24 protein-coding genes are annotated in these 26,991 nt (G+C 63.6%); 13 read left to right on the top strand and 11 right to left on the bottom strand.

The window, feature by feature from the left end; all coding sequences use genetic code 11:
- Positions 1–151 precede the first annotated feature (151 nt).
- A complete protein-coding gene (locus tag ACX3OZ_RS06855) occupies positions 152–1,060 on the top strand; it encodes a TIM barrel protein (protein WP_459104130.1) in 909 nt (302 codons plus the stop codon).
- Positions 1,061–1,530: 470 nt separating this feature from the next.
- On the opposite strand, the gene ACX3OZ_RS06850 is transcribed toward ACX3OZ_RS06855, so the two are convergent.
- The 4 genes from ACX3OZ_RS06850 to ACX3OZ_RS06835 form a co-directional block, all read right to left on the bottom strand.
- Positions 1,531–3,255: an ABC transporter ATP-binding protein gene (locus tag ACX3OZ_RS06850; RefSeq protein ID WP_459104129.1), complete on the bottom strand. Its 1,725-nt coding sequence runs from the start codon at positions 3,253–3,255 to the stop codon at positions 1,531–1,533.
- 120 nt (positions 3,256–3,375) lie between these two features.
- Entirely contained in the window at positions 3,376–4,155 is a 780-nt protein-coding gene (locus tag ACX3OZ_RS06845) for an ATP-binding cassette domain-containing protein (RefSeq protein WP_459096280.1), read from the bottom strand.
- Positions 4,152–5,213, bottom strand: a complete 1,062-nt coding sequence (locus ACX3OZ_RS06840) for an ABC transporter permease (protein ID WP_459096279.1) — start codon at positions 5,211–5,213, stop codon at positions 4,152–4,154. Before ACX3OZ_RS06840 ends, ACX3OZ_RS06845 begins: the two co-directional genes overlap by 4 nt.
- Positions 5,214–5,351: 138 nt before the next feature.
- Positions 5,352–6,368, bottom strand: a complete 1,017-nt coding sequence (locus ACX3OZ_RS06835) for a substrate-binding domain-containing protein (RefSeq protein ID WP_459096278.1) — start codon at positions 6,366–6,368, stop codon at positions 5,352–5,354.
- 183 nt (positions 6,369–6,551) lie between these two features.
- Between ACX3OZ_RS06835 and ACX3OZ_RS06830 the strand changes: the two genes are divergently transcribed.
- On the top strand, positions 6,552–7,748 hold the full coding sequence (locus ACX3OZ_RS06830) for an ROK family protein (RefSeq protein WP_459104128.1): 1,197 nt from the start codon (positions 6,552–6,554) through the stop codon (positions 7,746–7,748).
- A gap of 12 nt (positions 7,749–7,760) precedes the next feature.
- Here ACX3OZ_RS06830 and ACX3OZ_RS06825 read toward each other — a convergent pair whose 3' ends face one another.
- On the bottom strand, positions 7,761–8,669 hold the full coding sequence (locus ACX3OZ_RS06825; protein ID WP_459104127.1) for a LysR substrate-binding domain-containing protein: 909 nt from the start codon (positions 8,667–8,669) through the stop codon (positions 7,761–7,763).
- Positions 8,670–8,775: 106 nt separating this feature from the next.
- Here ACX3OZ_RS06825 and gabT point away from each other — a divergent pair, with 106 nt between their 5' ends.
- The 11 genes from gabT (at position 8,776) to ACX3OZ_RS06770 (ending at position 21,426) form a co-directional block, all read left to right on the top strand.
- Entirely contained in the window at positions 8,776–10,056 is a 1,281-nt protein-coding gene (gene gabT, locus ACX3OZ_RS06820; RefSeq protein ID WP_459104126.1) for a 4-aminobutyrate--2-oxoglutarate transaminase, read from the top strand.
- A 10-nt stretch (positions 10,057–10,066) separates the two neighbouring features.
- Positions 10,067–11,518, top strand: coding sequence for an NAD-dependent succinate-semialdehyde dehydrogenase (locus ACX3OZ_RS06815; RefSeq protein ID WP_459104125.1), 1,452 nt, complete (start codon positions 10,067–10,069; stop codon positions 11,516–11,518).
- A 25-nt stretch (positions 11,519–11,543) separates the two neighbouring features.
- Positions 11,544–12,452, top strand: a complete 909-nt coding sequence (locus ACX3OZ_RS06810) for a LysR family transcriptional regulator (RefSeq protein WP_459104124.1) — start codon at positions 11,544–11,546, stop codon at positions 12,450–12,452.
- Between the two features lie 114 nt (positions 12,453–12,566).
- Positions 12,567–13,721, top strand: a complete 1,155-nt coding sequence (locus ACX3OZ_RS06805; RefSeq protein ID WP_459104123.1) for an ABC transporter substrate-binding protein — start codon at positions 12,567–12,569, stop codon at positions 13,719–13,721.
- Positions 13,722–13,855: 134 nt separating this feature from the next.
- On the top strand, positions 13,856–14,851 hold the full coding sequence (locus tag ACX3OZ_RS06800; protein WP_459104122.1) for an ABC transporter ATP-binding protein: 996 nt from the start codon (positions 13,856–13,858) through the stop codon (positions 14,849–14,851).
- The gene (locus tag ACX3OZ_RS06795) at positions 14,848–15,804 is read left to right on the top strand and encodes an ABC transporter permease (RefSeq protein ID WP_459104121.1); all 957 of its coding nucleotides are present in this window, start codon (positions 14,848–14,850) and stop codon (positions 15,802–15,804) included. Before ACX3OZ_RS06800 ends, ACX3OZ_RS06795 begins: the two co-directional genes overlap by 4 nt.
- Positions 15,794–16,606 (top strand): ABC transporter permease, encoded by an 813-nt coding sequence (locus tag ACX3OZ_RS06790; protein ID WP_459096269.1) that lies wholly within the window; start codon positions 15,794–15,796, stop codon positions 16,604–16,606. The genes ACX3OZ_RS06795 and ACX3OZ_RS06790 overlap by 11 nt, the downstream gene beginning before the upstream one ends.
- Positions 16,607–16,624: 18 nt before the next feature.
- Positions 16,625–18,052: a gamma-aminobutyraldehyde dehydrogenase gene (locus tag ACX3OZ_RS06785; RefSeq protein ID WP_459104120.1), complete on the top strand. Its 1,428-nt coding sequence runs from the start codon at positions 16,625–16,627 to the stop codon at positions 18,050–18,052.
- A 216-nt stretch (positions 18,053–18,268) separates the two neighbouring features.
- Complete coding sequence (locus ACX3OZ_RS06780; protein WP_459104119.1) at positions 18,269–19,387, top strand: PLP-dependent cysteine synthase family protein; 1,119 nt, start codon at positions 18,269–18,271, stop codon at positions 19,385–19,387.
- 22 nt (positions 19,388–19,409) lie between these two features.
- A complete protein-coding gene (locus ACX3OZ_RS06775; protein WP_459104118.1) occupies positions 19,410–19,781 on the top strand; it encodes a Rid family detoxifying hydrolase in 372 nt (123 codons plus the stop codon).
- 250 nt (positions 19,782–20,031) lie between these two features.
- Positions 20,032–21,426: a M20/M25/M40 family metallo-hydrolase gene (locus tag ACX3OZ_RS06770; RefSeq protein WP_459104117.1), complete on the top strand. Its 1,395-nt coding sequence runs from the start codon at positions 20,032–20,034 to the stop codon at positions 21,424–21,426.
- A gap of 3 nt (positions 21,427–21,429) precedes the next feature.
- Here ACX3OZ_RS06770 and ACX3OZ_RS06765 read toward each other — a convergent pair whose 3' ends face one another.
- The 6 genes from ACX3OZ_RS06765 to ACX3OZ_RS06740 all read right to left on the bottom strand — a co-directional run bounded on the left by ACX3OZ_RS06765 (position 21,430) and on the right by ACX3OZ_RS06740 (position 26,987).
- Positions 21,430–22,845: an FAD-dependent oxidoreductase gene (locus tag ACX3OZ_RS06765; protein ID WP_459104116.1), complete on the bottom strand. Its 1,416-nt coding sequence runs from the start codon at positions 22,843–22,845 to the stop codon at positions 21,430–21,432.
- Positions 22,842–23,144 carry a (2Fe-2S)-binding protein gene (locus ACX3OZ_RS06760; RefSeq protein ID WP_459104115.1) on the bottom strand — a complete coding sequence of 101 codons (303 nt, stop codon included), beginning with the start codon at positions 23,142–23,144 and terminating at the stop codon, positions 22,842–22,844. The genes ACX3OZ_RS06765 and ACX3OZ_RS06760 overlap by 4 nt, the downstream gene beginning before the upstream one ends.
- Before the next feature lie 12 nt (positions 23,145–23,156).
- Complete coding sequence (locus ACX3OZ_RS06755; protein ID WP_459104114.1) at positions 23,157–24,287, bottom strand: NAD(P)/FAD-dependent oxidoreductase; 1,131 nt, start codon at positions 24,285–24,287, stop codon at positions 23,157–23,159.
- A 42-nt stretch (positions 24,288–24,329) separates the two neighbouring features.
- Positions 24,330–25,406 (bottom strand): AbrB family transcriptional regulator, encoded by a 1,077-nt coding sequence (locus ACX3OZ_RS06750; RefSeq protein ID WP_459104113.1) that lies wholly within the window; start codon positions 25,404–25,406, stop codon positions 24,330–24,332.
- A gap of 68 nt (positions 25,407–25,474) precedes the next feature.
- Positions 25,475–26,248, bottom strand: a complete 774-nt coding sequence (locus tag ACX3OZ_RS06745) for a hypothetical protein (RefSeq protein WP_459104112.1) — start codon at positions 26,246–26,248, stop codon at positions 25,475–25,477.
- 7 nt (positions 26,249–26,255) lie between these two features.
- Entirely contained in the window at positions 26,256–26,987 is a 732-nt protein-coding gene (locus tag ACX3OZ_RS06740) for an aspartate/glutamate racemase family protein (RefSeq protein WP_459104111.1), read from the bottom strand.
- Between the last annotated feature and the right edge of the window lie 4 nt (positions 26,988–26,991).

Below are 26,991 nucleotides of genomic sequence, written 5' to 3'. Positions count from 1 at the left end.
ATCCTGCGTTCGTAAGCCTGGCATGTTGGGGCCTGCGCTAGCCGAACTTCATGACAGTTTGGCGACCACAGTCGATCTATCCCGCCGACAAGGGTCGTATTATCGTCATGCACAGCGGCGAGAACAAGCCGGCATGATTTGGGGACCAGCCATGAGCAATATCGTCGCCACCGGGTTCAATGCCGATTCCGAGGATGGGGAACTGTTCAGCCTCGAAGCCGACCTGCGGCGGCTGGCCGAGATTGGCACCGATACGGTGGAACTCGGGCTCACCGGGGTCGATCTGATCGCCGGCGGGCGCATCCTGCCCGAGCGACTCAATCGGCTCGTCGCGATGACCAAGCAGTTCGATTTTCGCTACACTGTGCATGGGCTGGTGTCGTCCAATTTCATGGACCCGGACACCCTGCCCTACCAGATGGCGGCGGCCAAGGCGCTGGCCGAAATCTGCGACCGCATCGATGCCCGCATCCTGGTGCAGCATAGCGGGGAATTGCGCGCCGACCAGTGGCACCACCGCCCGGGCGCCGACCAGCGCGAGCGCGAGGCGCTGGGCGAACTGGCCGAATTCTGCCGCCCCTATGGCATTCGCGTGGCGCTGGAAAACATCTTTTCCACCGCGCCGGGGCAGTATCGGCAGACGCCGGCCGAAGTGGCCGACACGGTGCGGGCGGTGAACCACCCCAATCTGGTGGGGCTGATCGATTTCAGCCACGCCTACATTGAATCCACCTATCGCGGGCTGGATTTTCGCCAGCAGCTTGCGGCCATGGCGCCGGTGACCGGGCATCTGCATGTGCATGACAGTTTTGGCCGGCCGCAGGGGTTTTATGTGCCCTATCATCAGGCCGAAAACGTCGCCATGGGGATTGGCGATCTGCATCTGCCGCTGGGCTGGGGCGATATCGACTGGGAGGGGATTTTCGCCGAGCTGACGTTTTTGCCGGGGACGGTGATGATGATGGAGATCGGGATGCGGTATCGGAGTGAGCGGGGGGAATGTTTGCGACGGGCTCGGGGGTTGGCGGGATTGGATGGTGTGAGGGCAGCGGCGCAGTAGTGCTCTTCCCTCGCCCCTTGAGGGAGAGGGACAGCTTTTCTGCGTTCAGCAGAAAAGCAGGGCGAGGGGTGTGGCGTCACCCCATGCTTTGAGGCGCGTTAAAGAGACCCCTCATCCGCCCTTCGGGCACCTTCTCCCTCAAGGGGAGAAGGGAGAAAGAACGGGCATCTCAGGATGGGTCCCGGCTCAAGGCCGGGATGACATCGAGTTTTTGGGATGTATTGAGGTTCACCCATCGTCTCTGCCCAAACCGGCACCCCCTCCTAGCCTCCCCCATCAAGGGGGAGGTATCAGATCGAGGTCGGGGCACCATCGAGTCACAACCACTGGGCGGCACCTCCCCCTTGATGGGGGAGGTTGGGAGGGGGTGTGGGGAGCCCCGATGCTTTGATGCGAACTGGAGCCCCCTCATCCGCCCTGCGGGCACCTTCTCCCACGAGGGGAGAAGGGCAGAAGGGAGCGTCGCCTCCCTACCCCGCCAGATAGCCAAATTGCGCTTTGTGCAGCACTGCGTAGGCGCCGTCTTGGGCCAGGAGGGCGGTGTGGGTGCCTTGTTCGACGATGCCGGTTTCGTCGATGACGACGATGCGGTCGGCGTGCTGGATTGTCGCCAGACGGTGGGCGATAACCAGGGTGGTGCGGCCTTGGGACAGCTCGCTCAGCGAGCGCTGAATGGCGACTTCGGTGGCGGTGTCGAGGGCGGAGGTGGCTTCGTCGAGGATCAGGATGGGTGGGTTTTTGAGGAATATTCGGGCGATGGCGATGCGCTGCTTCTGGCCGCCGGAGAGCTTGACCCCGCGCTCGCCGACCACGGTATCGAGGCCCTCGGGCAGACGCTTGATCACCGTGTCGAAGCGGGCGCGGCGGGCCGCTTCCATGATGGCGTCGTCAGTGGCGCCGAGCTGGCCGTAGGCGATGTTTTCGCGAATGGTGCCGCCGAACAGGAACACGTCCTGCTGCACGATGCCGATCTGGCTGCGCAATGACGTCTGGGTCATGTCGCGGATGTCGATGCCGTCGATGGAAATCGAGCCGCTGTTCAGCTCGTAAAAGCGCGGCAGCAGCGAGCAGAGCGTGGTCTTGCCGGCGCCGGAGGGGCCGACAATGGCGACGGTTTCGCCGGCATTGATGGTGAGGCTGACGCCGTCGAGGACGCTGCGACCGTCTTCATAGGCAAAGCCGATATTGTCGAAGATGATGTCGCCGTTGAGGTGGGTCACCGCCTGGGCGCCGGGGCGGTCGGCGATATCGGGGGCGGTGTCGATCAGCTTGGTGAAGCGGCGGAAGCCGGCAATGCCCTTGGGGTAGCTTTCGAGCACGCCGGTGATCTTGTCGACCGGGCGCATGAAGACGTTGACCAGCAGCAGGAAGCTGACAAAGCCGCCATTGGTCAGCTCGCCCTGCACCACCAGCCAGGCGCCGACCAGCATGACCACCAATTGCACGAGGCGCGTGCTGAGATAGGTGATGGTGACGCTGGCCGTCATATAGGCGTAGGCCTGCAGCTTGGTCTGGCGATAGGCATTGTTGTTGCCGGCGAACAGCTTGGCTTCGTGGGACTCATTGGCGAAGGCTTTCACCACGCGAATGCCGCCGATCGAGTCCTCGATGCGGGTGTTGAAGTCGCCGACCTGACGGAACAAAGTGCGCCAATTCTGGGTCATCCTGGCGCCATAGCGGCTGACCAGCCAGGTCATCACCGGCACGATCAGCGTGGTGATCAGCGCCAGTTGCCAATTGACGGTGAACATCAGCACGAAGGCGCCGATGAAGGTCATAATGGCAAGGAACACGTCTTCGGGGCCGTGATGGGCCACCTCGCCGACATCCTCAAGATCCTTGGTCACATGGGTGATCAGATGGCCGGTCTTGTTGTTGTCGAAAAAGCTGAAGCTGAGCTTTTGCAGATGGTCGAAGACCTGGCGGCGCATGTCGGTCTCGATGCCGATGCCGAGCATGTGGCCGAAATAATTGACCACCCCCATCAGCACCGCATTGAGCACATAGATCGCCAGCAATGCGGCGCCGGCGATCAGGATGAAGCCGAATTCGGAGCGCGGCAGCAGCTGGTCGATGAAATAGGCCACTGCCATCGGGAAGGCGAGTTCGAGCAGGCCGGCAATGATGGCGCAGCCGAAATCGAGAATGAACAGGCCCTTATAGGGGGCGTAATAGGAGAAAAAGCGCTTGAGCATGAAAGGCTACTGAATATGGGGGCGGGCAAGACAATAGCCGCAGGTCGCATATTAAGTAGAGCGCTTCAATCATAATATGGGTTGGGTCCACCCGTGACGCGCCGGGTGGACCGCTGATGGCTAGGCCGCGACAGCGCCGCCGGGGGCGCCCTTGGCGCCGGTCATGAAGGCCACGGCGTCGGACATGGTGTAGTCCTTGGGGTCGATGACGCAGAGGCGGCGGCCGAGGCGGTGGACATGAATGCGGTCGGCGACCTCGAAGACATGGGGCATGTTGTGGCTGATCAGGATGATCGGAATGCCGCGGGCGCGGACATCCTGGATCAGTTCGAGCACGCGGCGGGATTCCTTGACGCCGAGGGCGGCGGTGGGTTCATCGAGAATGATGACCTTGCTGCCAAAGGCGGCGGCGCGCGCCACCGCCACGCCCTGACGCTGGCCGCCGGACAGGGTTTCCACCGCCTGATTGATGTTCTGGATGGTCATCAGCCCCAGATCGGAGAGCTTTTCGCGGGCGATGCGCTCCATGGCCGAGCGGTCGAGCTGGCGGAAGACCGAGCCGAGAATGCCCGGCTTACGCAGTTCGCGGCCCATGAACATATTGTCGGCAATCGACAGGGCCGGCGACATGGCCAGCGTCTGATAGACGGTTTCCACCCCGGCATTGCGGGCATCGATGGGCGAGGTGAAATTGACCTTCTGCCCATCGAGGAACACCTCGCCGGTGTCGGGAATGATGGCCCCCGACAGGGCCTTGATCAGCGAGGATTTGCCGGCGCCGTTGTCGCCGATGACGCCGAGGATTTCCCCCGGCATCAGATCGAAGTCGCAATTGTCGAGCGCTGTGACGCGGCCATAGCGCTTGGAGAGGTTGCGCGCCTTGAGCAGGGGTTCGGTCATAGCGACACCTTTCTGATCCACTGGTCCACGGCGACGGCGGCGATGATCAGCACGCCGATCAGCAGATAGGTCCATTGCGCATCGGCGCCGAGCAGGCGCAGGCCGAGCGAGAAGACGCCGACGATCAGCGCCCCGAACAGCATGCCCAGGATCGAGCCGCGCCCGCCAAACAGCGAGATGCCGCCAATCACCACGGCGGTGATGCTTTCGATATTGGCCGACTGGCCGGAGGTGGGCGAGACCGAGCCGATGCGCCCGATCAATGCCCAGCCGGCAAAGGCACAGATCAGCCCCGACAGCATATAGACCGAGATCAGGATGCGCTTGGTGTTGACGCCGGACAGCTCGGCCGCGTCGGGATCGTCGCCCACGGCATAGACGTGGCGGCCCCAGGCGGTGTGGCGCAGCACATAGGCCAGCAGCAGCACCAGCAGCACGAAGAAGATCACCCCATAGGTGAACACCGCGCCGCCGAAATTGATGGTCTGGCCGAAAAATTGCAGGATCGGCGCCTGGGTTTCGATCTCCTGGGCGCGGATGGTTTCATTGCCCGAGTAGAGGAAATTGGTGGCCAGCGCGATCTGCCAGACGCCCAAGGTGACGATGAAGGGCGGCAGCTTGACCACCGCGACCAGCCAGCCATTGAGATAGCCGACCGCCGTGCCGGCGATCAGGCCAATGCCGATCGATACCACTGGCGGCAGGCCGTAGCGGAAGGTGAACTGGCCCATGATCACCGAGCTGAGCACCATGATGGCGCCGACCGACAGATCAATGCCGGCGGTGAGAATGACCAGCGATTGCGCGGCGCCGACAATGCCGACAATGGCGACCTGCTGGAGGATGAGCGTCAGCGCGAAGGAGGAGAAGAACTTGCCCCCCAGCAGCGCGCCAAAAATGATGATCGACAGCACCAGAACGATCAGCGGCACCAGCGACGGCGTGCTGTGCAGGGCGTGTTGCAGCCGCGACAGCAGTCCGGTCGGCTGGTGATCGAATGTGGCGACCGTCTCGTTGCGCGCGGCGCTGGCCGCATCCATGTCGGCTTCGCTGGGCATGGGCTCTCCTCCCCCATTGGTATCGAATAGGGGCGGAATCATGGTCCGCCCCCGGGCATACGCACTCAGGTTAAGGCACACTCTGGTTGTCGCAAGATTCGAAGCGAAAAGCCGGTTCCCACCTTTTCGCCCCTTGCTTTAGCCCCAGCAGAGCGCCGTGCCCTCGGTGCTGTCAATGCTGTCGACGCCAGCCACTGGCGCGTCGGTCACCAGCTTCACCCCGGTATCGAAGAATTCCTTGCCGGGGGTGGGTTCCGGCTTCACGCCGGTATCGGCCCAGGCCTTGATGGCCTCGACGCCAAGTGCGGCCATCTGCAGGGGATATTGCTGGGAGGTGGCGCCGATGACGCCGTCCTTGATGTTGGCGACGCCGGGGCAGCCGCCGTCGACCGAGACGATGGTCACGTCATTTTCGCGGCCAATGGATTTGAGCGCTTCATAGGCGCCCGCTGCCGAGGGCTCGTTGATGGTGTAAACAACGTTGATCATCGGGTCCTTGGCGAGCAGGTTTTCCATCGCCTTGCGGCCGCCCTCCTCGTTGCCGGCGGTCACATCATGGCCAACGATGCGCGGATCGGTTTCGTCGCCCCATTTATTGGGATCGCCCAGTTCGATGCCAAAGCCCTGGAGGAACCCCTGATCGCGCAGCACGTCGACGGTGGGCTGACTGATGCCCAGATCGAGCATGGCAATCTTGGCATTGGCGGCTTCGGCGCCGAGCGTGCCGGCGGTCCATTTGCCGATCAGTTCACCGGCGAGGAAATTGTCGGTGGCGAAGGTGGCGTCGGCGGCATCGGCCGGGGTCAGCGGGGTATCGAGCGCGATCACCAGCAGGCCGGCAGTGCGTGCCTGCTGCACCGACTGCACGATGGACGAGGTGTCCGAGGCGGTGATCAGAATGCCCTTGGCGCCATCGGCAATGCAGGTCTCGATGGCCGCGACCTGGGTTTCATGGTCGCCATCGACCTTGCCGGCATAGGATTTCAGCGTCACGCCCAATTCGGCGGCCTTGGCCTCGGCGCCTTCGCGCATCTTGACGAAGAACGGGTTGGTATCGGTCTTGGTGATGAGGCAGGCGGTAATAGCATCCTGGGCCATGACAGGCACGGACAGGCCGGCAAGGCACAGCGCCGTGCTCAAAAGCAGCTTGTTCAATTTATCTCTCCCTGGTGGGCGGCGAATTGGGCTCCTCCCTGATCCGCAGCCACTGATCTTTCGATCCGACGCCAGCATCGTGGCGCAGTTTTTGGCAGCCCGTCAATATATAAATCTCATTTATTTATTTATTCGATGCCGGGTATCTTCCCGGCTGATCGGACGCCGCTTATGGTGCTCGCCATGGGCAAACCAATCATCAGAACCCTTAGCAGCGGCGTGAACCAGAGTGGCGTTCGTGACTATAACGAACGGCTGCTGCTGACCTTGTTGCAGCGCAATGGCCCTACGGCGGGCAGCGATCTGGCGCGGCTGGCGAATTTGTCACCGCAGACGGTGTCGATCATTTTGCGCGAAATGGAGGCCGAGGGACTGCTGAGTCGCGGCACCCCGATCAAGGGCAAGGTGGGCAAGCCATCGGTGCCGATGAGTCTGGCCGAGGATGGGGTGTTGTCGTTCGGTTGCAAGGTGGGGCGGCGCAGCGCGGTGCTGCTGCTGGCCGATTTTCGCGGCACGGTGCGCCACCAATTGCAGCTCACCTATAAATATCCGATGCCGGAGCAGATCTTCCGCTTCATCAAGGAGGGGATGACGACGCTGCTGCTGCAATGCACCCCGGTGGAAGTCACCCGCATCTGCGGCATCGGCATCGCGATTCCGTTTGAGCTGTGGCGCTGGAACGAGCTGGTCCGCGCGCCGGCCGAGGCGCTGTATTCCTGGAAGGGCGTCGATTTCGCTGCCCAACTGGCCAGCTTCACCGATTTACCGGTCAGCGTGGTCAATGACGCCACCGCCGGTTGCCAGGCCGAGCATATTTATGGGCGGGGCAAGGAATTCCGCGACTACGCCTATTTCTTCATCGGCGCCTTTATTGGCGGCGGCGTGGTGCTCAACCACTCGGTGTATCAGGGCCATCAGGGCAATGCCGGGGCGCTGGGCTCGCTGCGCAGTTTTGGCCCGCATGGCGAAAGCCAGCAATTGATCGACACCGCCTCGATCCATTTGCTGGAGACACGGCTGACCGAAGTCGGGCTCGACCCGCAGGCGCTGTGGGCGCAGCCGCAGGACTGGAGCGGGCTATCGCGGCTGGTCGATCCCTGGCTCGGGCAGACGGCGCAGGAACTGGCCAAGGCGAGCCTCTCGGTCTGTTCGGTGATCGATTTCGAAGCCATCCTGATCGATGGCGCCTTTCCCGATGCGGTCAAGCATGCGCTGGTCGAGCGCACCCGCCGCTATCTGAACAATCAGGACATGCGCGGGCTGATCGCCCCCCGCATCGAAGCCGGCACCGTGGGCGGCAACGCCCGCGCCATCGGCGCCGCCACCAGCCCGCTATTCCAGCGCTATTTCATGAACGGCAATATCCGCCTGCAGGCGTAGATTGCAGCAGCGCTAGCGATCCTGTTCGGCCAATGCCAGTTCGGTGCCGAGCCAGGCGACCAGCCGGTCGATGGCGGGATTGCCGCGGCGCTGGGGCGCGCTGACCACGTAGTAGCCGCCGAGGCGGATATTGGTGTCGAACAGTTCCACCAGCCGGCCGCTGGACAGATCGTCAGCGGCCAGAATGCGGCTGCCCAGCACGATGCCCTGATTGGCGCTCGCCGCGTCGAGCCCGAGGCTGGAATCCCAGAGGCGCGGGCCGTGCAGGCGATGGCCGGCCCCTACCCCGGCCGCCTCGAACCAGTCGGTCCATTGGCGGTGGCTGGCCTCATGGATCAGCGGCCAGTTGGGCAGGTCGGCCAGCGATTTTGGCGTGCCGTGGGTGGCCAGCCATTGCGGGCTGGCGAGCGGAAACATACGCGGGCGCAATAGCGGCATTCCGCCTGCGGCAAGCGTGTCGAAATCGCCGAAGCCGATGACCAGATCGGCTTCGCCGCTGGCAAAATCGGGCATGGCGTCGGTGGAGCGCAGCACCACCTCGGTGCCACGCAAAATCTCCTCAATGATGGCGAGGCGCGGGGTCAGCCAGCGGGTGGCGAGCCCGGGAATGCACCAAATGCGCAGCATGGCCCCGGCCCGGGCCGAGCGCAATTCGCCGGCGGTATTGGCGATCAGGCGGAAGGCCTTGCTGACCGAAGCGAGGAGGATCTGGCCTTCATCGGTCAGCGTGACGCCGCGCGGCCCGGCGGTGAGCAGCTTGCGGCCCATCCAGGCCTCCAGATTACGCACATGGCGGCTGACCACGGTGTGGCTGACGCCGAGATCATCGGCGGCCTTGCGCATCGAGCCGGTGCGGCCGGTGGCCTCGAAAGCGCGCAGCATCAGCAAAGGCGGCAGGCGCGAGGCGGAATCGTCGGGCATGGCGGGCGTCTCCGGTGGCAACATGGATGCACCACACTGCCCCACATAATCACATACCGCCCTGGCCCGGCAACGGCCTAGGCTGGGCGCATTGAGGAGACTTGCCATGACCGACAATGCCAGCCTGCAGACCCGCCGCCAGACGGCCTTGCCGCGCGGCATCGGCACCGCCTTTCCGGTGTTTGCCCAGCGCGCCGAGGGCAGCGAATTGTGGGACGTCGAGGGCAAGCGCTATATCGACTTTGCTGCCGGCATTGCCGTGCTCAATACCGGCCACCGCCATCCCAAGGTGATGGCGGCGGTGCAGGCGCAGCTCGACAAGTTTACCCATACCGCGTTTCAGATCGTGCCCTATGAGCCCTATGTGGCGGTCTGCGAGCGGCTGAATGCGCTGGCGCCGTTTTCAGGGCCGGCCAAATCGGTGCTGTTTTCGACCGGGGCCGAGGCGGTGGAGAATGCAGTGAAAATCGCGCGGGCGCATACCGGGCGGCCCGGTGTGATTGCGTTCAGCGGCGGGTTTCATGGCCGCACCACTTTCACCATGGCCCTGACCGGCAAGGTGGCGCCGTACAAGAAGAAATTCGGCATTTCGCCGCCGGGGATTTTTCACGTGCCGTTCCCGGCGGAATCGCATGGCGTCAGTGTGGGTGAGAGCCTGCGGGCGCTGGAGACGCTGTTTCGAGCCGATATCGATCCGAGCGAGGTGGCGGCCATCATCATCGAACCGGTGCAGGGCGAAGGCGGGTTTCTGCCGGCGCCGACCGAGCTGCTGGTGGCGCTGCGGCAGGTTGCCGATCAGCATGGCATCGTGCTGATTGCCGATGAAATCCAGACGGGCTTCGCCCGGACGGGCAAGATGTTTGGCATCGAGCATTCGGGAGTGGAGCCAGATCTGGTGACGGTGGCCAAGGCGTTGGCGGGTGGGTTTCCGCTGTCGGGGGTGATTGGGCGGGCCGAGATCATGGACGCGCCGGAAGCCGGCGGGCTGGGCGGCACTTATGCGGGGAGCCCGATGGCCTGTGCGGCGGCGCTGGCGGTGTTGGAGGTGATTGCCGAGGAAGGGCTGGTCGAGCGGGCCAATAGGATTGGGGAGCGGATCAAGGCGGCGCTGGAGATTACGGCGCGGCGCAATGATATTACCCCGATTGCGTTTATTCGCGGGCCTGGCGCGATGGTGGCGTTCGATATTGTGGGCGCGGATGGCGGGCCGGATGCGGCGGCGACCAAGCGGGTCATTCAGGCGGCGCTGGCGGATGGGTTGATCCTGTTGTCCTGCGGCATCCATGGCAATAGCATCCGGCTGCTCAACCCGCTCACCATCTCGAACGCGCTGCTGGATGAGGGGCTGGACAAGCTCGAAGCCGCGCTGATTGCGGCGCGGAACTAAGGATATGGCCATGCACAATCTTGCCGATAGCAGCCTGTTCAAGAACCAGGCGTTTCTCGATGGGCGCTTCGTTGGCGCGGCCAGCATCGATGTGACCAACCCGGCCAGTGGCGATGTGGTGGGTCAGGTGCCGGCGTTCGGGGCGGCTGAGGCGACCCAGGCGGTGGAAGCGGCGGCCGCCGCCCTGCCCGGCTGGAGCGCCCGTACGGCCAAGGAACGCAGCAAAATTTTGCGCGACTGGTTCAATCTGGTGGTGGCCAACCGGCAGGATCTGGCGGTGATCCTGACCAGCGAACAGGGCAAGCCGCTGGCCGAGGCGCTGGGCGAAATCGACTATGCTGCGTCCTATATCGAATTTTATGCCGAAGAGGCCAAGCGCATCGCCGGCGAAATGCTGCCCAGCCATCGCGCCGATGCGCGCCTGCTGGTGCTGCGCCAGCCGATTGGCGTGGTAGCGGCGATTACGCCGTGGAATTTCCCGGCGGCGATGATTACCCGCAAGATCGCCCCGGCACTGGCGGCGGGCTGTACGGTGGTGGTCAAGCCGGCGCTGGAAACGCCACTGACGGCGCTGGCACTGGCCGAACTGGCGCAGCGCGCGGGTTTTCCGGCGGGTACGATCAATGTGGTGACCGGCGATGCCAAGGCCATTGGCGGGGTGCTGACCAGCCATCCCAAGGTGCGGCTGGTGGGGTTCACCGGCTCGACGGCGGTGGGCAAGATCTTGATGGCGCAGGCCGCCACCACGGTCAAGAAAGTGGCGCTGGAGCTGGGCGGCAATGCGCCGTTTATCGTGTTTGATGACGCCGATCTCGATGCGGCGGTGGAAGGCGCGATTGTCTCGAAATACCGCAATATGGGGCAGACCTGCGTTTGCACCAATCGCTTCTATGTGCAGGCCAGCGTGCATGATGCGTTCGTGGACAAGCTGGTGGCGCGGGTGGCGGCGCTGAAGGTGGGCGATGGTTTTGCCGAGGGGGTCAACCAGGGGCCGCTGATCACCGAGGCGGCGGTGCGCAAGGTGGAGGATCATATTGCAGACGCCAAAGCCAAGGGCGCGACGGTGCGGCTGGGCGGGCAGCGCCATGCGCTCGGGCGGACGTTTTTTGAGCCGACGGTGCTTACCGGGGCCAATGCCGGGATGACGCTGGCCAATGAGGAGACGTTTGGGCCGCTGGCGGCGGTGTTCCGCTTCGAGACTGAGGCGGAGGTGATTGCGGCCGCCAATGACACCGAGACCGGGTTGGCGGCGTATTTTTATGCCCGCGATGTGGGGCGGATTTTCCGCGTCATGGAGGGGTTGGAATACGGCATGGTGGGCATCAATACCGGGTTGATTTCTACCGAACTGGCGCCGTTTGGTGGGGTCAAGGAAAGCGGCAATTCGCGCGAGGGCTCGCAGCACGGGATATTGGAGTTCACCGAACTCAAATATGCCTGCCTGGGCGGGCTCGCCGACTGATCGAAGTCCGGCTAGGGTGAAGGCCATGTCCTTCACCCTGCGCCAATTGCAATATTTTATCGCCGTGGCTGAGCACGGCACTGTGTCGGGTGCGGCGCAGAATTTGTCGATCTCGCAATCGGCGGTGACCGAGGCGATCCGCGACCTGGAGCTTGATCTGGGGGTGTCGCTGTTTGAGCGGCATCGACGCGGGCTCAATATTACCCATCAGGGACATCAGTTTCATCGTCATGCCGCGCGTATTCTGTCCGGGGTGCAGGATGCGCGGCGGAGCTTTGTGGAAGTGGCCTCGGCGCCGCCTAGCCCGCTGGCGCTGGGGGTGACGTCGCTGGTGGCCGGCTATGTGCTGTCCGAATTGCTGGCGCGCTACCGGCGGGCCTATCCGGCGGTGCAGGTGACGGCGATTGAGGATAATCGCGACTATCTCGAACATCTGCTGATCGGCGGCGAGCTGGATGTCGCGGTGATGGTGATTTCCGATTTGCAGGATCGCCATGCCCTGCAGGCGGAAATCTTCGAGACCTCGTCCTATCGGCTGTGGCTGCCGCTGGGGCACCGGCTGGCTTCTGCCGATGTGATCCAGATCGAGGATATCGTGCCCGAGCCGCTGATCATGCTGACGGTGGACGAGACCGAGGAGAATACCGGCAAGCTGCTGTCGGCGCTCGGCACCAAACCGCGCGTCGCGTTTCGTACCCGCTCGGTGGAAGCGGTGCGCAGTCTGGTGGCGACCGGAGCGGGCGTCGCGATCCTGCCCGATCTGGTGTATCGGCCCTGGTCGCTGGAAGGCGACCGCATCGAAAACCGGATTATCTCGGGAAGTTTGCCGGTGGTTCAGGTCGGCATGGTGTGGCGACGCGGCTCAGATCTGCCGCAATCCGCCCGCGATTTCATCGGCTTAGTGCAGGCACAGCAGAACCAGCGCAAGTTCTGAACGCGTGGTATCGATTTTGCCGATATCATCTATCTGTCGAATGAATTTGCGAAAGTTAATGCGGGGCGTACTCTTTCCATAGCTGGCGGGGACCGGCGATTTTGGGAGGACAAAATGACGTCTGTGTTACGCACCTGTACCGCCATTGCCATGGCGACTGTATTTTCCGCCCAGGCCATGGGCGCCGAAGCATTGCAGGCGCTGGGCGCCGGCGAAGGCGAATTGAGCATCGTCGCCTGGGCCGGCTATATCGAGCGCGGCGAAACCGACCCGGCCTATGACTGGGTGAGTGATTTCGAAAAAGCCACCAGCTGCCAGGTTTCGGTCAAGACCGCCGCGACCTCGGACGAAATGGTGGCGCTGATGAATGAAGGCGGCTTCGACCTGGTCACCGCCTCGGGCGACGCTTCGCAGCGGCTGATTGCCGGCGGCAAGGTGCAGCCGATCAATACCGCGCTGATCCCGTCGTGGTCGACGCTCGATCCGCGCATCCAGAACGCCGCCTGGCACACCATTGACGACGTGCATTACGGCACTCCCTATGTCTGGGGTCCCAACGTGCTGATGTATAATACCGAAGTGTTTGGCGACACGCCGCCGACCAGCTGGAATGTGGTGTTCGAGCCGATGGACTTCCCCGATGGGCAGCCCAATGCCGGCCGCATCCAGGCCTATGACGGCCCGATCTATATTGCCGACGCCGCCAATTATCTGATGGCGCACAAGCCCGAGCTGGGCATTACCAGCCCGTATGAGTTGAACGAAGAGCAGTATGCCGCCGCGCTCGAGCTGCTGCGCGTGCAGCGCACGCTGGTTGGCCGCTACTGGCACGACGCCTTCATCCAGATCGATGACTTCAAGAATGAAGGCGTGGCCGCGTCCGGCTCGTGGCCGTTCCAGGTCAATATCCTCAAAGCCGACAGTCCGGTGACCTCGGTGTTCCCCGAGGAAGGCACCACCGGCTGGGCCGATACCACCATGCTGCACGCCAACAGCGCGCATCCGAACTGCGCCTATATGTGGATGGAGCATTCGCTCGCCCCCAAGGTCCAGGGCGACGTCTCGGCCTGGTTCGGCGCCAACCCCTCGGTCCCGGCTGCGTGCCAGGGCAATGAGCTGCTGGGCGCCACCGGCTGCACCGATAATGGCTATGACCAGTTCGACCAGGTCAAGTTCTGGCGCACCCCGACCACGCAGTGCACCCAGGGCGAATGCGTGCCCTATTATCGCTGGGTCTCGGACTATATCGGCGTGATCGGCGGCCGCTGACCGCCCGACCAAGGGGGGAGGCAGGCTGCCTCCCCCACCCTGCCCCAGTTGAATTCTGACGATCCTGTCTGGCCGGCCGGCAAAGGCTGTGCTGCGCGGCGGTGTGTCCGCCGTCGGAAACGGAGCTGCTAAAAATGACCGTTGCTGTGTCCCTGCAAGGCGTTTCGCGCCATTTCGGCCCGATCAAGGCCATGGATCAGGTCGATCTCGATATCGTCAGCGGCGAATTTTTCGCCATGCTGGGCCCATCGGGATCGGGCAAGACCACATGCCTGCGGGTGATTGCCGGCTTTGAGCAACCCACGCTCGGCCATATCGAGATTTTCGGCGAGAATGCCACCGGCGTGCCGCCCTATCGGCGCAACGTCAACACGGTGTTCCAGGACTATGCGCTGTTCCCGCATCTGAACGTGTTGGACAATGTCGCCTATTCGCTGATGCTGAAAAAGGTGCCGCGAGCCGAGCGCGACAAGGCCGCCGAAGCGGCGCTGGAGATGGTGAAGCTGGATGGCTATGGCGCGCGGCGTCCCTCGGAATTATCGGGTGGGCAGCGGCAGCGCGTGGCCCTGGCTCGGGCGCTGGTCAACCGGCCCAAGGTGTTGCTGCTCGATGAGCCGCTGGGCGCGCTCGATCTCAAGCTGCGCGAAAGCATGCAGGAAGAGCTGAAGTCGCTGCAAAAGGCGCTGGGCATCACCTTTATTTTCGTCACCCATGATCAGGGCGAGGCGCTGTCGATGGCGGATCGGGTGGCGGTGTTTTCGGGTGGTCGCGTCATTCAGGTCGGCACGCCCGAGGAAATCTATGCCCGGCCCAATAGCCGCTTTGTCGCTGATTTCGTCGGCTCCTCCAACGTGCTCAATCCCGGCCAGGTGGCGGTGCTGACCGGCGAGCGGCGCTGGGCGAGCCTCCGCACCGAAGCCGTGCGGCTGGTGCCCGAGGCAGGCAGCGCGCTGGCCGGCGTGGTGACGACCAAGAATTATCTGGGCGCGACGACGCGGGTCGGCATTGATGTCGATGGCGGCAGCATCCATGCACTGGTGCCTTCGGGCCACGAATTGCCCGCCATTGGCGCGCGCACCGGCCTCGCCTTCGAGCGCAGCGCGCTGCATCTGATGGAGGGTGAGCAATGAGCACCCCGGCCCTCACCATTGCCATAAATGAGCGGCGTCCGGGGGCTCTCGGCTGGCTGTCGGATCAATTGTGGCGCCACCCCAAACTGTTCGTAGCGCTGTTGCTGGCCCCGCCTTTGCTGTGGCTCGGCGTGGTCTATATCGGCTCGCTGCTGGCGCTATTGGCGCAGAGCTTTTACGCCATCGACGAATTCAGCGGCGTAGTCGACTATTCGCACCTGACGCTCAAGAGCTATGGCGAATTGTTCCGCCCGGCCAATCTCGACATCATCATCCGCACCGTGCTGATGGCCAGCGCCGTGACCCTGGCCTCGGCGGTGATCGCCTTTCCCATCGCCTATATGGCGGCGCGCTATGTGCGCGGCAAATGGAAGGCGCTGTTCTATCTCGGCGTCATGCTGCCGCTGTGGTCGAGCTATCTGGTCAAGATCTATGCCTGGAAGCTGATCCTGGCCAAGGAAGGCATCCTGAACTGGATCTTCGCCCAGTTGCATATCACCTTCGTGCTCGACGCCATTCTGGCCCTCCCGGTGGTCGGCGGCAGCTCGCTGTCGATCAGCTATCTCGGCACCTTCCTGGTCTTTGTCTATGTGTGGATGCCCTACATGATCCTGCCGACGCAGGCGGCAATCGAGCGGGTGCCGGTCAATCTGACCGACGCCTCGTCGGACCTCGGGGCCACGCCGTTCCAGACCTTCTGGAAGGTGATTTTCCCACTGGCGCTGCCTGGGGTGATCGCCGGCTCGATCTTCACTTTCTCGCTGACGCTGGGCGATTACATCATTCCCCAGATCGTCGGCACCTCGCGCCTGTTCATCGGCCAGGCCGTGTACCAGCACCAGGGCACGGCCGGGAATATCCCGCTGGCCGCCGCCTTCACCGTGGTGCCGATCCTGATCATGGGCCTCTATCTGTGGGCCGCCAAGAAGAAGGGGGCATTCGATGCGCTCTGACCTGACGCGGGCTCCGCTGGGCCTCAAGATAGCTTCGGCCGCCGGGCTGATCTTCCTGATCGCGCCCCTGGTGCTGATCTTCATCTATGCCTTCACCACCGAGGAGAAGAGCTATCAATGGCCGCCGCCGGGCTTCACGCTGAAATGGTTCGAGGTGACCTGGAACCGGCCCGACGTGTGGCAGGCGCTGACGCTGTCGGTGCAGGTGGCGAGTATTTCCACCGCCATCGCGCTGGTGCTCGGCACACTGTGCGCGGCGGCGGTGAGCCAGACGCAGTTTTTCGGCCGCGAGACGATTTCGCTGCTGGTCATTCTGCCCATCGCCCTGCCCGGCGTCATCACCGGTATCGCCTTGCGCTCGGCCTTCAGCATCGCCGAAATCCCGTTCAGCTTCTGGACCATTGTGCTGGGCCACGCCACCTTCTGCGTCGTGGTGGTTTACAACAATGCGGTGGCGCGGTTCCGCCGCACCTCCAAGTCGCTGATCGAGGCCTCGATGGACCTCGGTGCCGACGGCTTCCAGACTTTCCGCCATGTCATCCTGCCCAATATCGGCACGGCCTTGCTGGCCGGTGGCATGCTGGCCTTCGCGCTGTCGTTTGACGAAGTGATTGTCACCACCTTCACCTCCGGGCAGCAGCAGACGCTGCCGCTATGGATGCTGGAGGAACTGGTCCGGCCGCGTCAGCGCCCGGTGACCAATGTCGTCGCCATGATTGTGGTGCTGGTTACCACCCTGCCCATTCTGGCCGCCTTTTACCTCACCCGCGACGGCGACCAGATCGCCGGCGCCGGCAAATAACCTGCTCAGGAGATGATGATGGACACCAGCATGCTGATCGGCGCGCAGTTCGAGAGCGGCGTGGATTTCGAAGAACAGGTGCTCAATCCGCGGACGGGCGGCTTGATCAAGGCCATCCCCGAAGCCTCGCTGGCGCAGGTGGACAAGGCGGTGACGGCAGCTGGCAAGGCGTTTGTCCACTGGTCGCGCACCACGCCGCAGCAGCGTTCGACCTATCTGCTGCGCATTGCCGACGCCATCGAGGCCGAGGCGGATGAGTTCGCGGCGCTGGAAGCGCTTAATTGCGGCAAGCCGATCAATGCGGTGCGCAATGACGAAATCCCGGCGGTGGTGGATTGCTATCGCTTCTTTGCCGGGGCGGTGCGTAATATGAGCGGCGTGGTTGCCGGCGAATATATGGCAGGCCACACCTCCATGGTGCGGCGCGATCCGATCGGCATTGTCGGCTCGATTGCGCCGTGGAATTATCCGCTGATGATGATGGCGTGGAAGCTGGCGCCGGCGATTGCCGGGGGCAATACCGTGGTGTTCAAACCCTCGGAACAGACCCCGCTCAGCGCACTCAAGCTGGCGCGGATCCTGGCGAAAATCCTGCCCGAGGGCGTGGTCAATATCGTGCTGGGACGAGGCGAAAGCGTCGGCAATGCGCTGATCAACCACCCCAAGATCGATATGGTGTCGATCACCGGCGACATCGCCACCGGCAAGAAAGTGCTGCAGGCGGCGGCCAAATCGGTCAAGCGCACCCATCTCGAACTGGGCGGCAAGGCCCCGGTGATCGTTTATGACGATGCCGATCTTGATGCCGTGGTGACCGGGCTGCGGGCCTTTGGCTATTACAATGCCGGGCAGGACTGCACGGCGGCCTGCCGCATCTATGCCGGCTCCAAGATTTATGACCGGCTGGTGGCGGATTTATCGTCGGCCGTCTCCACCATCCAGTTCAACCAGGAAGATGACAGCCTCAACGAAATGGGGCCGCTCATCTCCCTGCGGCAGCGCGACCGGGTGGCCAGCTTTGTCGAGCGGGCACAGGAAATGTCCCATATCGAGGTGACGGCTGGCGGCAAGAAGTCGGGCGAACAGGGCTTTTTCTTCGAGCCGACCGTGGTGGCCGGAGCGTTGCAGAGTGACGAAATCGTGCGCCGCGAAGTGTTCGGGCCGGTGGTTTCCATTACCCGCTTTGACGAACCCGATCAGGCCGTCGAATGGGCCAATGACAGCGATTACGGGCTGGCCTCGTCGGTGTGGACCAAGGATATTTCCAAGGCGATGAGCGCCGCCGCCAGCCTGCGATACGGCTGCACCTGGATCAACACCCACTTCATGCTGGTCAATGAAATGCCGCATGGCGGCATCAAACAGTCCGGCTATGGCAAGGATCTGTCGAGCTATTCGCTCGAAGACTACACCAGCGTTCGCCACGTGATGATCAATCACGGCTGACGCATTTCAGCTCCCTGCGCCAATCCGGTCGCTGCGCGTTGCGGTGGCCGGATTGTCGTTTGTGCAGACGCGCCCCGCCGCTAAGGCCGAAAACAGCACGCTGACGAAATTTGCCGACCCATCCCTAGAAAACCGACAAGGCGCATGATATGAATTTCTGTGTTGCATGTCATTTGCAGCACTGAATTCTAATTCAGTGACCATATAGGGCACCACATGCTAAATACTGTCGAGATTGAGGAAACCAAGCGCTGCTGGGCGCGTCGTGCGATCAAGGTGATGGAGGCGGACGCCCATCGCTCGGCCGACTCACACCTCATTCCGCTGGCCGTTCCGACATTTCCCGACATCGACATCTATCTCAAGGACGAGTCGACCCACCCCACCGGCAGCCTGAAACACCGGCTGGCCCGCTCGCTGATCCTCTATGGCATCTGCAACGGCCTGATTGGCCCGACCACCGCGTTGGTTGAGGCCTCGTCCGGCTCCACCGCCGTCAGCGAAGCCTATTATGCCAAGCTGCTGGGGCTGAGATTTTTCGCCGTATTGCCGCGCACCACCAGCCAGAGCAAGGTGGAGGCGATCGAGCAGCAGGGCGGCTCCTGCTATTTCGTCGATGATCCCTCCGCCATCTATGAGGAAGCCCGGCTGCTCGCGGTGCGCGAGAATGGGCACTATCTGGATCAGTTCACCTTCGCCGAGCGGGCGACGGACTGGCGCGGCAATAACAATATCGCCGAATCCATCTTCCAGCAAATGACCATGGAACGGCATCCCATCCCCCGCTGGGTGGTCATGAGCCCCGGCACTGGCGGCACCTCCGCCACCATTGGCCGCTACATTCTCTATCGCGGCCTCAACACCAGCCTGTGCGTCCCCGACCCGGAATTCTCGGTGTTTTACGAGGGCTGGTGCGGCGCCAATCAGGACGCCCAATGCGCGCGCGGCAGCCGCATCGAAGGCATTGGTCGCCCCCGCATGGAGGCCTCCTTTATCCCGGCCGTGATCGACGCCATGCTCAAGGTGCCGGACACCGCCTCCATCGCCGCCACCCGCGTGCTGTCGCGGTTGTTGAGCCGGCGCGTCGGCGCCTCCACCGGCACCAATTTCATCGGCATGCTGTGGGCGGCGAGCCAGATGCGCGAGGACAAGGATGCCGGCTCGATCGTGTCGCTCATCTGCGATAGCGGCGAGCGCTATGCCCAGACCTATTTTGATGACGCCTGGTTGACCCAGCAAGGCCTGGACATCGCCCCCCACGAAGCCCTGATCGAAGACATCCTCGAGACCGGCGTTTTTCACCCCGATCTGCTGCTCGGCACCCGCCAGCGCTAATTTTCAACTGCACGAGCCCACCATGACCGTCATTGCTACCGATCTCGCCCCCGCCGCTGTCGGCCCCTATTCGCAGGCCCGCCGCCATGGCGACCTGCTCTTCGTCTCGGGCCAATTGCCGCTCGACCCCGCCACCGGCACCATGCCGGACGATGCCGTCGCGCAGATGGCGCAGTCCCTGCGCAACATCGCCGCCATCGCCGAAGCCGCCGGCAGCTCGCTCGCCAACACCATCAAGACCACCGTGCTGGTGACGGATCTGTCACGCTGGGGCGAACTCAACGCGGAATATGCCCGTCACTTTCAGGAGCCCTACCCCGCCCGCGCAACCTCCCAGGTGAGCGCCCTGCCAATGGGGGCCAAGGTCGAAATCGAGGCAGTGATCGCCCTCTAGAGTCACGCGGCCCAGTCGTGCTGACGACCATCGCGCCGAAAACAGGGCGCGATGGCAAGCACGCGCCCCATTCCTGTCAGCAGCCCCCAGCAGGGCATTTGCGGCCGTCGCTGCCGAGGTGCGGCCCTTTTCAAAATGCGGCTTTCCCATACGTCAAACCGCCCGATCAGCAAGAATACTGCGTCGGGGAACGCCTGCTGCTGGACAGCGGAAGCGGGCTCAAACAGGGTAGGGAAAAGGGATTCGCGTGATGACCGTTGCTACAAAACTCGATGCCGTTCTTGCCGCAGTAGATGGTGGACTCGAGCAGAGCCTTGACCGCCTCTATGCCCTGCTCCGCATCAAGTCCGTCTCCACCGATCCCGCTTATGCGGCGGAATGCCAGCGCGCGGCAGATTGGATCACGAGTGAGCTCACCGGGCTGGGCTTTGACGCTGCGGCGCGCCCGACGCCGGGCCATCCGGTGGTGGTGGCGCATGGTCCTGAGCAGGCCGGGCCGCATGTGCTGTTTTATGCCCATTATGACGTGCAGCCGGTCGATCCGCTGAACCTCTGGCACACCGATCCGTTTGAGCCCGAGCTCAAGACCGATGCCAGCGGCCGCCAGATCATCGTGGCGCGCGGCGCGTCGGACGACAAGGGGCAGATGATGACGTTCATCGAAGCCTGTCGCGCCTGGAAGGCAACCACTGGCAGCCTGCCGATCAGAATATCGATGATGATCGAGGGTGAGGAAGAAAGCGGCGGCGTGAACCTGCCGCCCTTCATGGAAGCCAACAAGGCTGAGCTGGGCGTCGCCGGTATCGCGCTGGTCTGCGACACGCGGATGTGGGATGCCGCAACGCCGTCCGTCATCACCATGCTGCGTGGCCTTGTGGCCGACGAGGTGGAAATCAGCTGCGCCAACAAGGATCTGCATTCCGGCATGTTCGGCAATGCCGCGCGCAATCCCAATCAACTGCTTGCCGAAATCATCGCCAGCCTGCGGGGGCCGGATGGCTCGGTGACGCTGCCGGGGTTTTACGATGACGTGGCCGAAATCAGCCCGGCGCTGAAAGCGCAGTGGCAGGGGCTGGGCTTTGATCAGGCGGCGTTCCTGGGCGAAGCAGGGCTGTCGGTGCCGGCCGGCGAGCAGGATCGCTCGGTGCTGGAAATGCTGTGGGCGCGGCCGACCTGCGAAATCAACGGCATGATCGGCGGCTATACCGGCGACGGCTTCAAGACCGTCATCCCGGCCAAGGCCAGCGCCAAGATAAGCTTCCGGCTGGTGTCGGGCATGGACCCGGCCAAGATCCGCGCGGCGTTCCGCCAGCATGTGCAGGAGCGCATTCCGGCGGATTGTTCGGTGACCTTCACCGAACATGGCGGCTCGCCGGCCATCACCGTGCCCAGCGATGGCACTCATCTGCGTCAGGCGCTGGCGGCGCTTTCCGACGAATGGGGCAAGCCGGCGGTGATCACCGGCTCGGGCGGCTCGATTCCCGTGGTTGGCGACTTCAAGCGCATTCTTGACCTCGATGCGCTGCTGATCGGCTTTGCCCGCGTCGACAACAAAATCCACTCGCCCAACGAGAAATATGATCTCGAGAGCTATCACCGCGGCATTCGTAGCTGGGTGCGCGTTCTGGCCGCCCTGGCAGGCTGACGCCTAAGGGCGCTTGGCTGCCAGAGTGGCAATCTCGCCCATAGACACCGGCTTCAGTGGTGGGCGGATGTTGTAATAGTCCTGCGGAGGCTGGCCCTGTGCGGCGGCCACGACCTGCGCCACCGTAGAGCCGCAGAGCCGCCCCTGACAGGGCCCCATGCCGCAGCGCAGCGCCGCCTTGATCTGATTGGGTCCAAGCCCATCCTTGGCCAAGGCGTGCACCGCCGAGGCGCTGACGGACTCGCAGCGGCACAGCACCACATCGCCGCTCGGCGTATTGATGGCCGTACGTGGCGGATAGAGGTCATCGAGGAAAGCACGAACGCTTAGGTGGGCATTGAGCGCGCGCCGTTCGTCGGCCGCGAGCCGGTCGCGGGCCGCATTGTCCAGCCGGCCCAGCTCATGCAGAATATCCAGCGCTGCCAACCGGCCCTGATGCTCGGCGCTGCGCGCACCGACAATGCCGCCGGCATCGCCCGCAACACGGATGCCCTCGACCGAACTTGCCCCCCCGGCGTCAAGAACCGGCTTGAAGGCGAACTGGCGCTGGTCCCAAACATGGGCGCACCCGAGCATGCGGGTCGCGTTCTGGCCAGGAATAACGCCCTCATGCAGCGCCACCAGCCCGGCGACAATATGGTGGGTCTTGTTGCCGGATCGAAAGCGAACCCCTTCCGCCCGCTGATTGCCCTGAATTTCAATGTCGCGCACTGCCCCATAGGTCGGGATGCCGGCGCGCCGCAGCGCCAGTTTCAGTTTCAGCCCCTTGAGCAGATAGCCCGGTCCCTTGCCGGTCAGCGCCCGCGGCATGGCGCGGATGGCGCCCAGCATGTGGCCAGACTCGGCGGTATCAAGCAGCGCCGCAATCGGCACGCCCGCCAATACGCATTGATGGGCCAGCAGATAAAACAGCGGTCCGGACCCAGCAATGACGATGGGTTCATCGGCGACAAGAGCGCTATTCTTGATCAGGATTTGCAGCGCACCGGCGGTCATCACCCCAGGCAAGGTCCAGCCGGCAACCGGCACTGGTCGCTCCATTGCTCCGGTAGCAAGGATCAGCTTTGAGGTCTGCAGCTTGTGCGTGATGCCCTCGCGGCTGGCAAACACCTCAAGCCCCGGCGCCACATGCCACATATTGGTCTCGGGCCAATAGGCGGCCGCGCTGGCGCGGAAGCGGCGGACCAGATCGGCGCCATGCAGATAGTCGCTGCCCAGGGTTTCTGCCTTCCGGCTACCGGCGGGCGTACGCTCGATGCCACGATAGATCTGCCCGCCGGGCGCGGGTTGTTCATCGAGCAGCAGCACGCGCAGCTTATGCTCGGCCAGCAGCGTGGCCGCCGCCAGCCCCGCAGGACCGGCGCCCACGACGATGGTGTCCCATTGCCCGGCATCGGCGGGTGGCACAGTGTTCGTCATGACGGGTTTGCTCCTGTGTCGGTGCGTATATCCATGCCGGCTACGACCGAGGTCATGCAGGCCTGTCGACCCGCGCGCCCATCGATGGTGACGAGGCATTCAAAACACACGCCCATCATGCAATAGGGGCCGCGCGGTTTGCCCGAAGTCGGGGACATGCGGAAATTGATTTGGCCGGCGGCCAGTAGCGCTGCGGCAACGGTGTCGCCTGCTTGCGCCGTGACACTGCGACCGTCCACCGTCAGGGTAATCAGTTCCGGCGCGACGCTTCCCGCGTCCGCTGTCAGTTTCTTGAACATCGCGCAGCCCCTCTAATGTGACGATCCACCGGTGTGGCTCTGCCAGTCCCCGAAGCGATCCGCGGCAAAGGCCTCGACGTCTTCCGGCAACTGACCCGCCAGGATGGCCGGGGCCAGCATCAGCGCGTGAATGCCGGCCAACGTCACCCCGCTATGGGCTGTGGCGGCAAAGGCACCGGGATAGCGCTCCGATTGCTGATAGATCGGCAGCCCATCAGGCGTCATCACCCGCAGGCACGACCAGCTGCGCACCAGATCCAGATTGGCAATGCGCGGAAAAATACGCACCACGCGCTCCGCAATCTGCCCCAGCTGAGCAACCCCGATGGATTTGTCGAAGCCGACATTTTCCTGCGTCGAACCCAGCAGAACCGTGCCCTCGGCCATCTGGCGGATCGCGGTCGTCGGCATGTGCAGGAATGGCGTGGTCCGAGCGGTGATCATCAACTGGCCGCGCTGCGGGAACACGGCAAGATCAAGACCAATGTCGCGCCCCAGCTCGCGGCTACCCAGCCCGGCGGCTAGCAACAACCGCCCTGCCCGCAATTGGCGCTCACCGACCGAAACCGCAAACCCGCTGCCATCGGGACGGATCTGATCGACCGACTTTCCCGACAGCATCGTCACGCCGCTCTTGTGCAGCGCAATGCGCAGGGCCTGAAGCAGCAGCAGCGGATTGACCGCGCCGTCCTGTTTACAAAACGTCGCGCCATAAACGTCGGGGCCCAACTCCGGCATGGTTTCGCGCAGCGTGCTGGCGGCGATGAACTCGACCGCAAAATCATCCTGGGGGGAACCGGGTGGCGCCAGGAGCGCCATGCGCTTCTCGGCCTCGGCCTCCGACAGCAGGAAGTGCAGGCCACCCTTCTGTTCGAAGCCAATATCGACACCACTGACATCGCCCAAGGCTTCGGCGAATTCTGGCCAGAGCTTTACCGCCTTGCGGGTCCAGTTGGCGTAGGCCGGCGCGTCGACGCCCTTGCCCTGCGTCCACAGCAGGCCAAAATTACCCACCGAGGCGCGATAGGCGCCGTCTTCACCATCGACAATCGCCACGCGTGCGCCGGCACGTGCCGCGCCCCAGGCAGCGGCGCAGCCGATCAGGCCACCACCAATGATCAGCAAATCATAGTCAGTCGCCACGGTGCACCACCCTCGTCTTGCCTACCGTCAAAAATACCCAATTCATGGGGTCACCCGGCGTGCGCGGCGCAGCCATCGGAGCGCTGGCGCAGCGGCAAAGATCACCAGCGTCAGCCGCGCCACATGCATTACCGAAACATAGGCAACCTCTTGCCCCATCGCCAAAGCGAGCAGGCTCATCTCGGTCAACCCGCCCGGCGAATAGGCGAGGAAAGTGTGGCTGATCTCGGTGCCGGTGATCGTGCTGACAATCAGCGCAAACAGCACCGCAACCGCGATCATGAGCAGTGAGGAGCCGACGCCCAGCCCCATATCGCGGCCGACCTGCCTGAGGCTGGCGCCCACAAAGCGTCCGCCAATGACGGTTCCGATCACCACCTGAGCGATGATGACGACCAAGTCCGGCGGCGCAACGGTGACCAGCCCGGTGACATGGGCGATCCCGCTCAGCACCATCGGCCCTAGGATCGCTGGCGCAGGCAGGCGCAGAAAAGACGCGAATGGCACGCCCAACAGGGCGCAGCCTCCCAGCACCAGCCAGTCCTGCACCGTCAGCGCGTCAAGCGCCGCTCCGCGTGGCGCGGCGCTGCCGCTGGAGACGCCCATGGCCACGCCAAAGAACAAGACCCCGAATAGAATAACCGCCAAAATCCGCGTGGCGTGCGCCATGGCGATGCGTTTTTCCTCGCCGCCGGCCTCGACGCCCATGATCACCATGTCGTTGAGACCGCCCGGCATGGCGCTGAAAAACGCCGTCACCGGATCGTAGCGGCCGATACCCCGGTAAAACCAGTAAGACGCAGCAGCAGCGGCGATGGAAAAGGGGATCAGGAAGGCGAAGGTGATACTCCAGCGCCCCAGCGCCAACAGAATGCTCGCATCAATCCCCGAACCGAGCATGACGCCCAGCACCGGGAGAAACACCACCCGCAGCCGGGCCGGTGAGCGGATAGGGGCACCCGACAACGCAGCAATCGTCGTGCCGATCATCGGGCCAAGCATCCAGGGCAGCGGCAGGCCGACGGCCTGCGCCAACACGCCGGACAAGGCGCCGACCAGCAGGGCCAGCATGGCGCGCCACGGCGGTTGGAACCGCGACAAGAGTTTATGCAGCGCCAATCTGACTACTCCCCCACCACCGTATGGTGATCCGGGCGGAGCCTCCTGCCCCGCCCGTAATGTCCGGTCTAGCCGGCCCAGATCGTGCGCTGCGCCTGCACCAGCGCCGTAATCACCGACGACGCGACGATGAAGGTTGCGCCGGTTTCGGGGGACAGGTTGGGGCTGCTGCTCATGGCGAAATTGCCGACGCTGCTTTCAATCCGGATATTGAAAAAGCGGCGGGTGCCAGGCTTGCGGTTGAAGAAGGTCAAGTGCGTCGCGTCGAGACCTGTCCCGGCCAGGGCGGCCGCGGCAACGACATTGACGCCATGCAGCTGGCCGACGGCTTCGCGTGCAGTGCCGACAAAATCAGGCGTATCGCCCTCGACTGTGGTGCTGGTCACGGCCTCGATGAACACCCGTGCCTCGGGATCGCGCGCGGCCACCGTTGCAGCATCAAGGCCAGCAATGGCGCCACCCAGCAGGCGGAGCCGATGGCCGGCCTGCTTGCCGGCGGCTTCGACCTTGGTCGCAAAATCGGCATCACCCAACGCCATGCCGCTGATCGACCAGATATCGGCCACCGCAATCGCGGCAACGCCATGCTCGAGCAGCCCATCTGGCCCGGCGGCTTCGATGATCAGATCAGGCTTGGTGGCCAGAAACTCAGCGCGGTCGGCGGTGGTCAGCGCCGTGATCCCTGGCCGCTCGGCACTGCGCCGGGTCAGCACGGCGCAAACTTCGTAAGCCCCCGCCTCGCCTGCCTGAATGCTGGTGATGATCGCCTGGGCGATACGTCCTGCGCCGATGATGCCGACGCGGCACACGCCGCCGGAACCGTGAAGCGGATTGAAAGGCATGGGCATGTTACCTGTATTGGCGGGGACGAAGCCCGGCATGGAACCAGTCCAGCATGGTGATGACGTCATAGACCGGAATGCCGAACTCACGCTCAACGGAAGCCGAATAGGGCGACAGATTGGTGCATTCGAACACCAGCGCGCCGATATTTGGATTTTCCTCCAGGAGACCCCGGACGGTGTCCAAGACTTCCTGTTCCTGCCTGGCAAAATCGATCTTCGGATTGCCGCTGATCAGATTGGCGCGGAAATAGCCTTCGAGCGACATGCCGGCGATCGGGCCGTCGAAGCTCACGCCCACGCCGGCAAAATGCGCCGGGGTCAGGGACGGCTTCTTGGCCGTCACCACGGCAACCTGCTGCGAGGTCGGCAGCATGCGCTGCAGCATCGGGATCTGCAGCAGGCTGGAGCTGGCGACCGGCACCGGGCTGCGCGCGGCCAGATGGGGCTGCATGATCGCGAGGAACCCGCAGCTGGTCGAGATGCCGTCGACGCCGCGCGCCACCAAATCATCAATGGCTCGATAGAAAACCTGCAACGTCTCGCCTTCCGGCGTGAGGTCGGCGCCAAGCGAAACGCCCTTAATGACCGAATACTGCACCGGATAATCGAAGGTTTCGGCATTGCCGATATCGCCGACAAAACGCTGGAAGCGGGTGTCGAGGATGATGATGCCGAGCTTGGCGCCATAGACGGGGCGACCGCGATGGCGGCCCAGGGGGGATTCAGTGGGGGTCATTCTA

The organism is Devosia sp. A369 (genome assembly GCF_054489345.1).
This window is presented reverse-complemented; position numbering and strand designations above follow the sequence as displayed.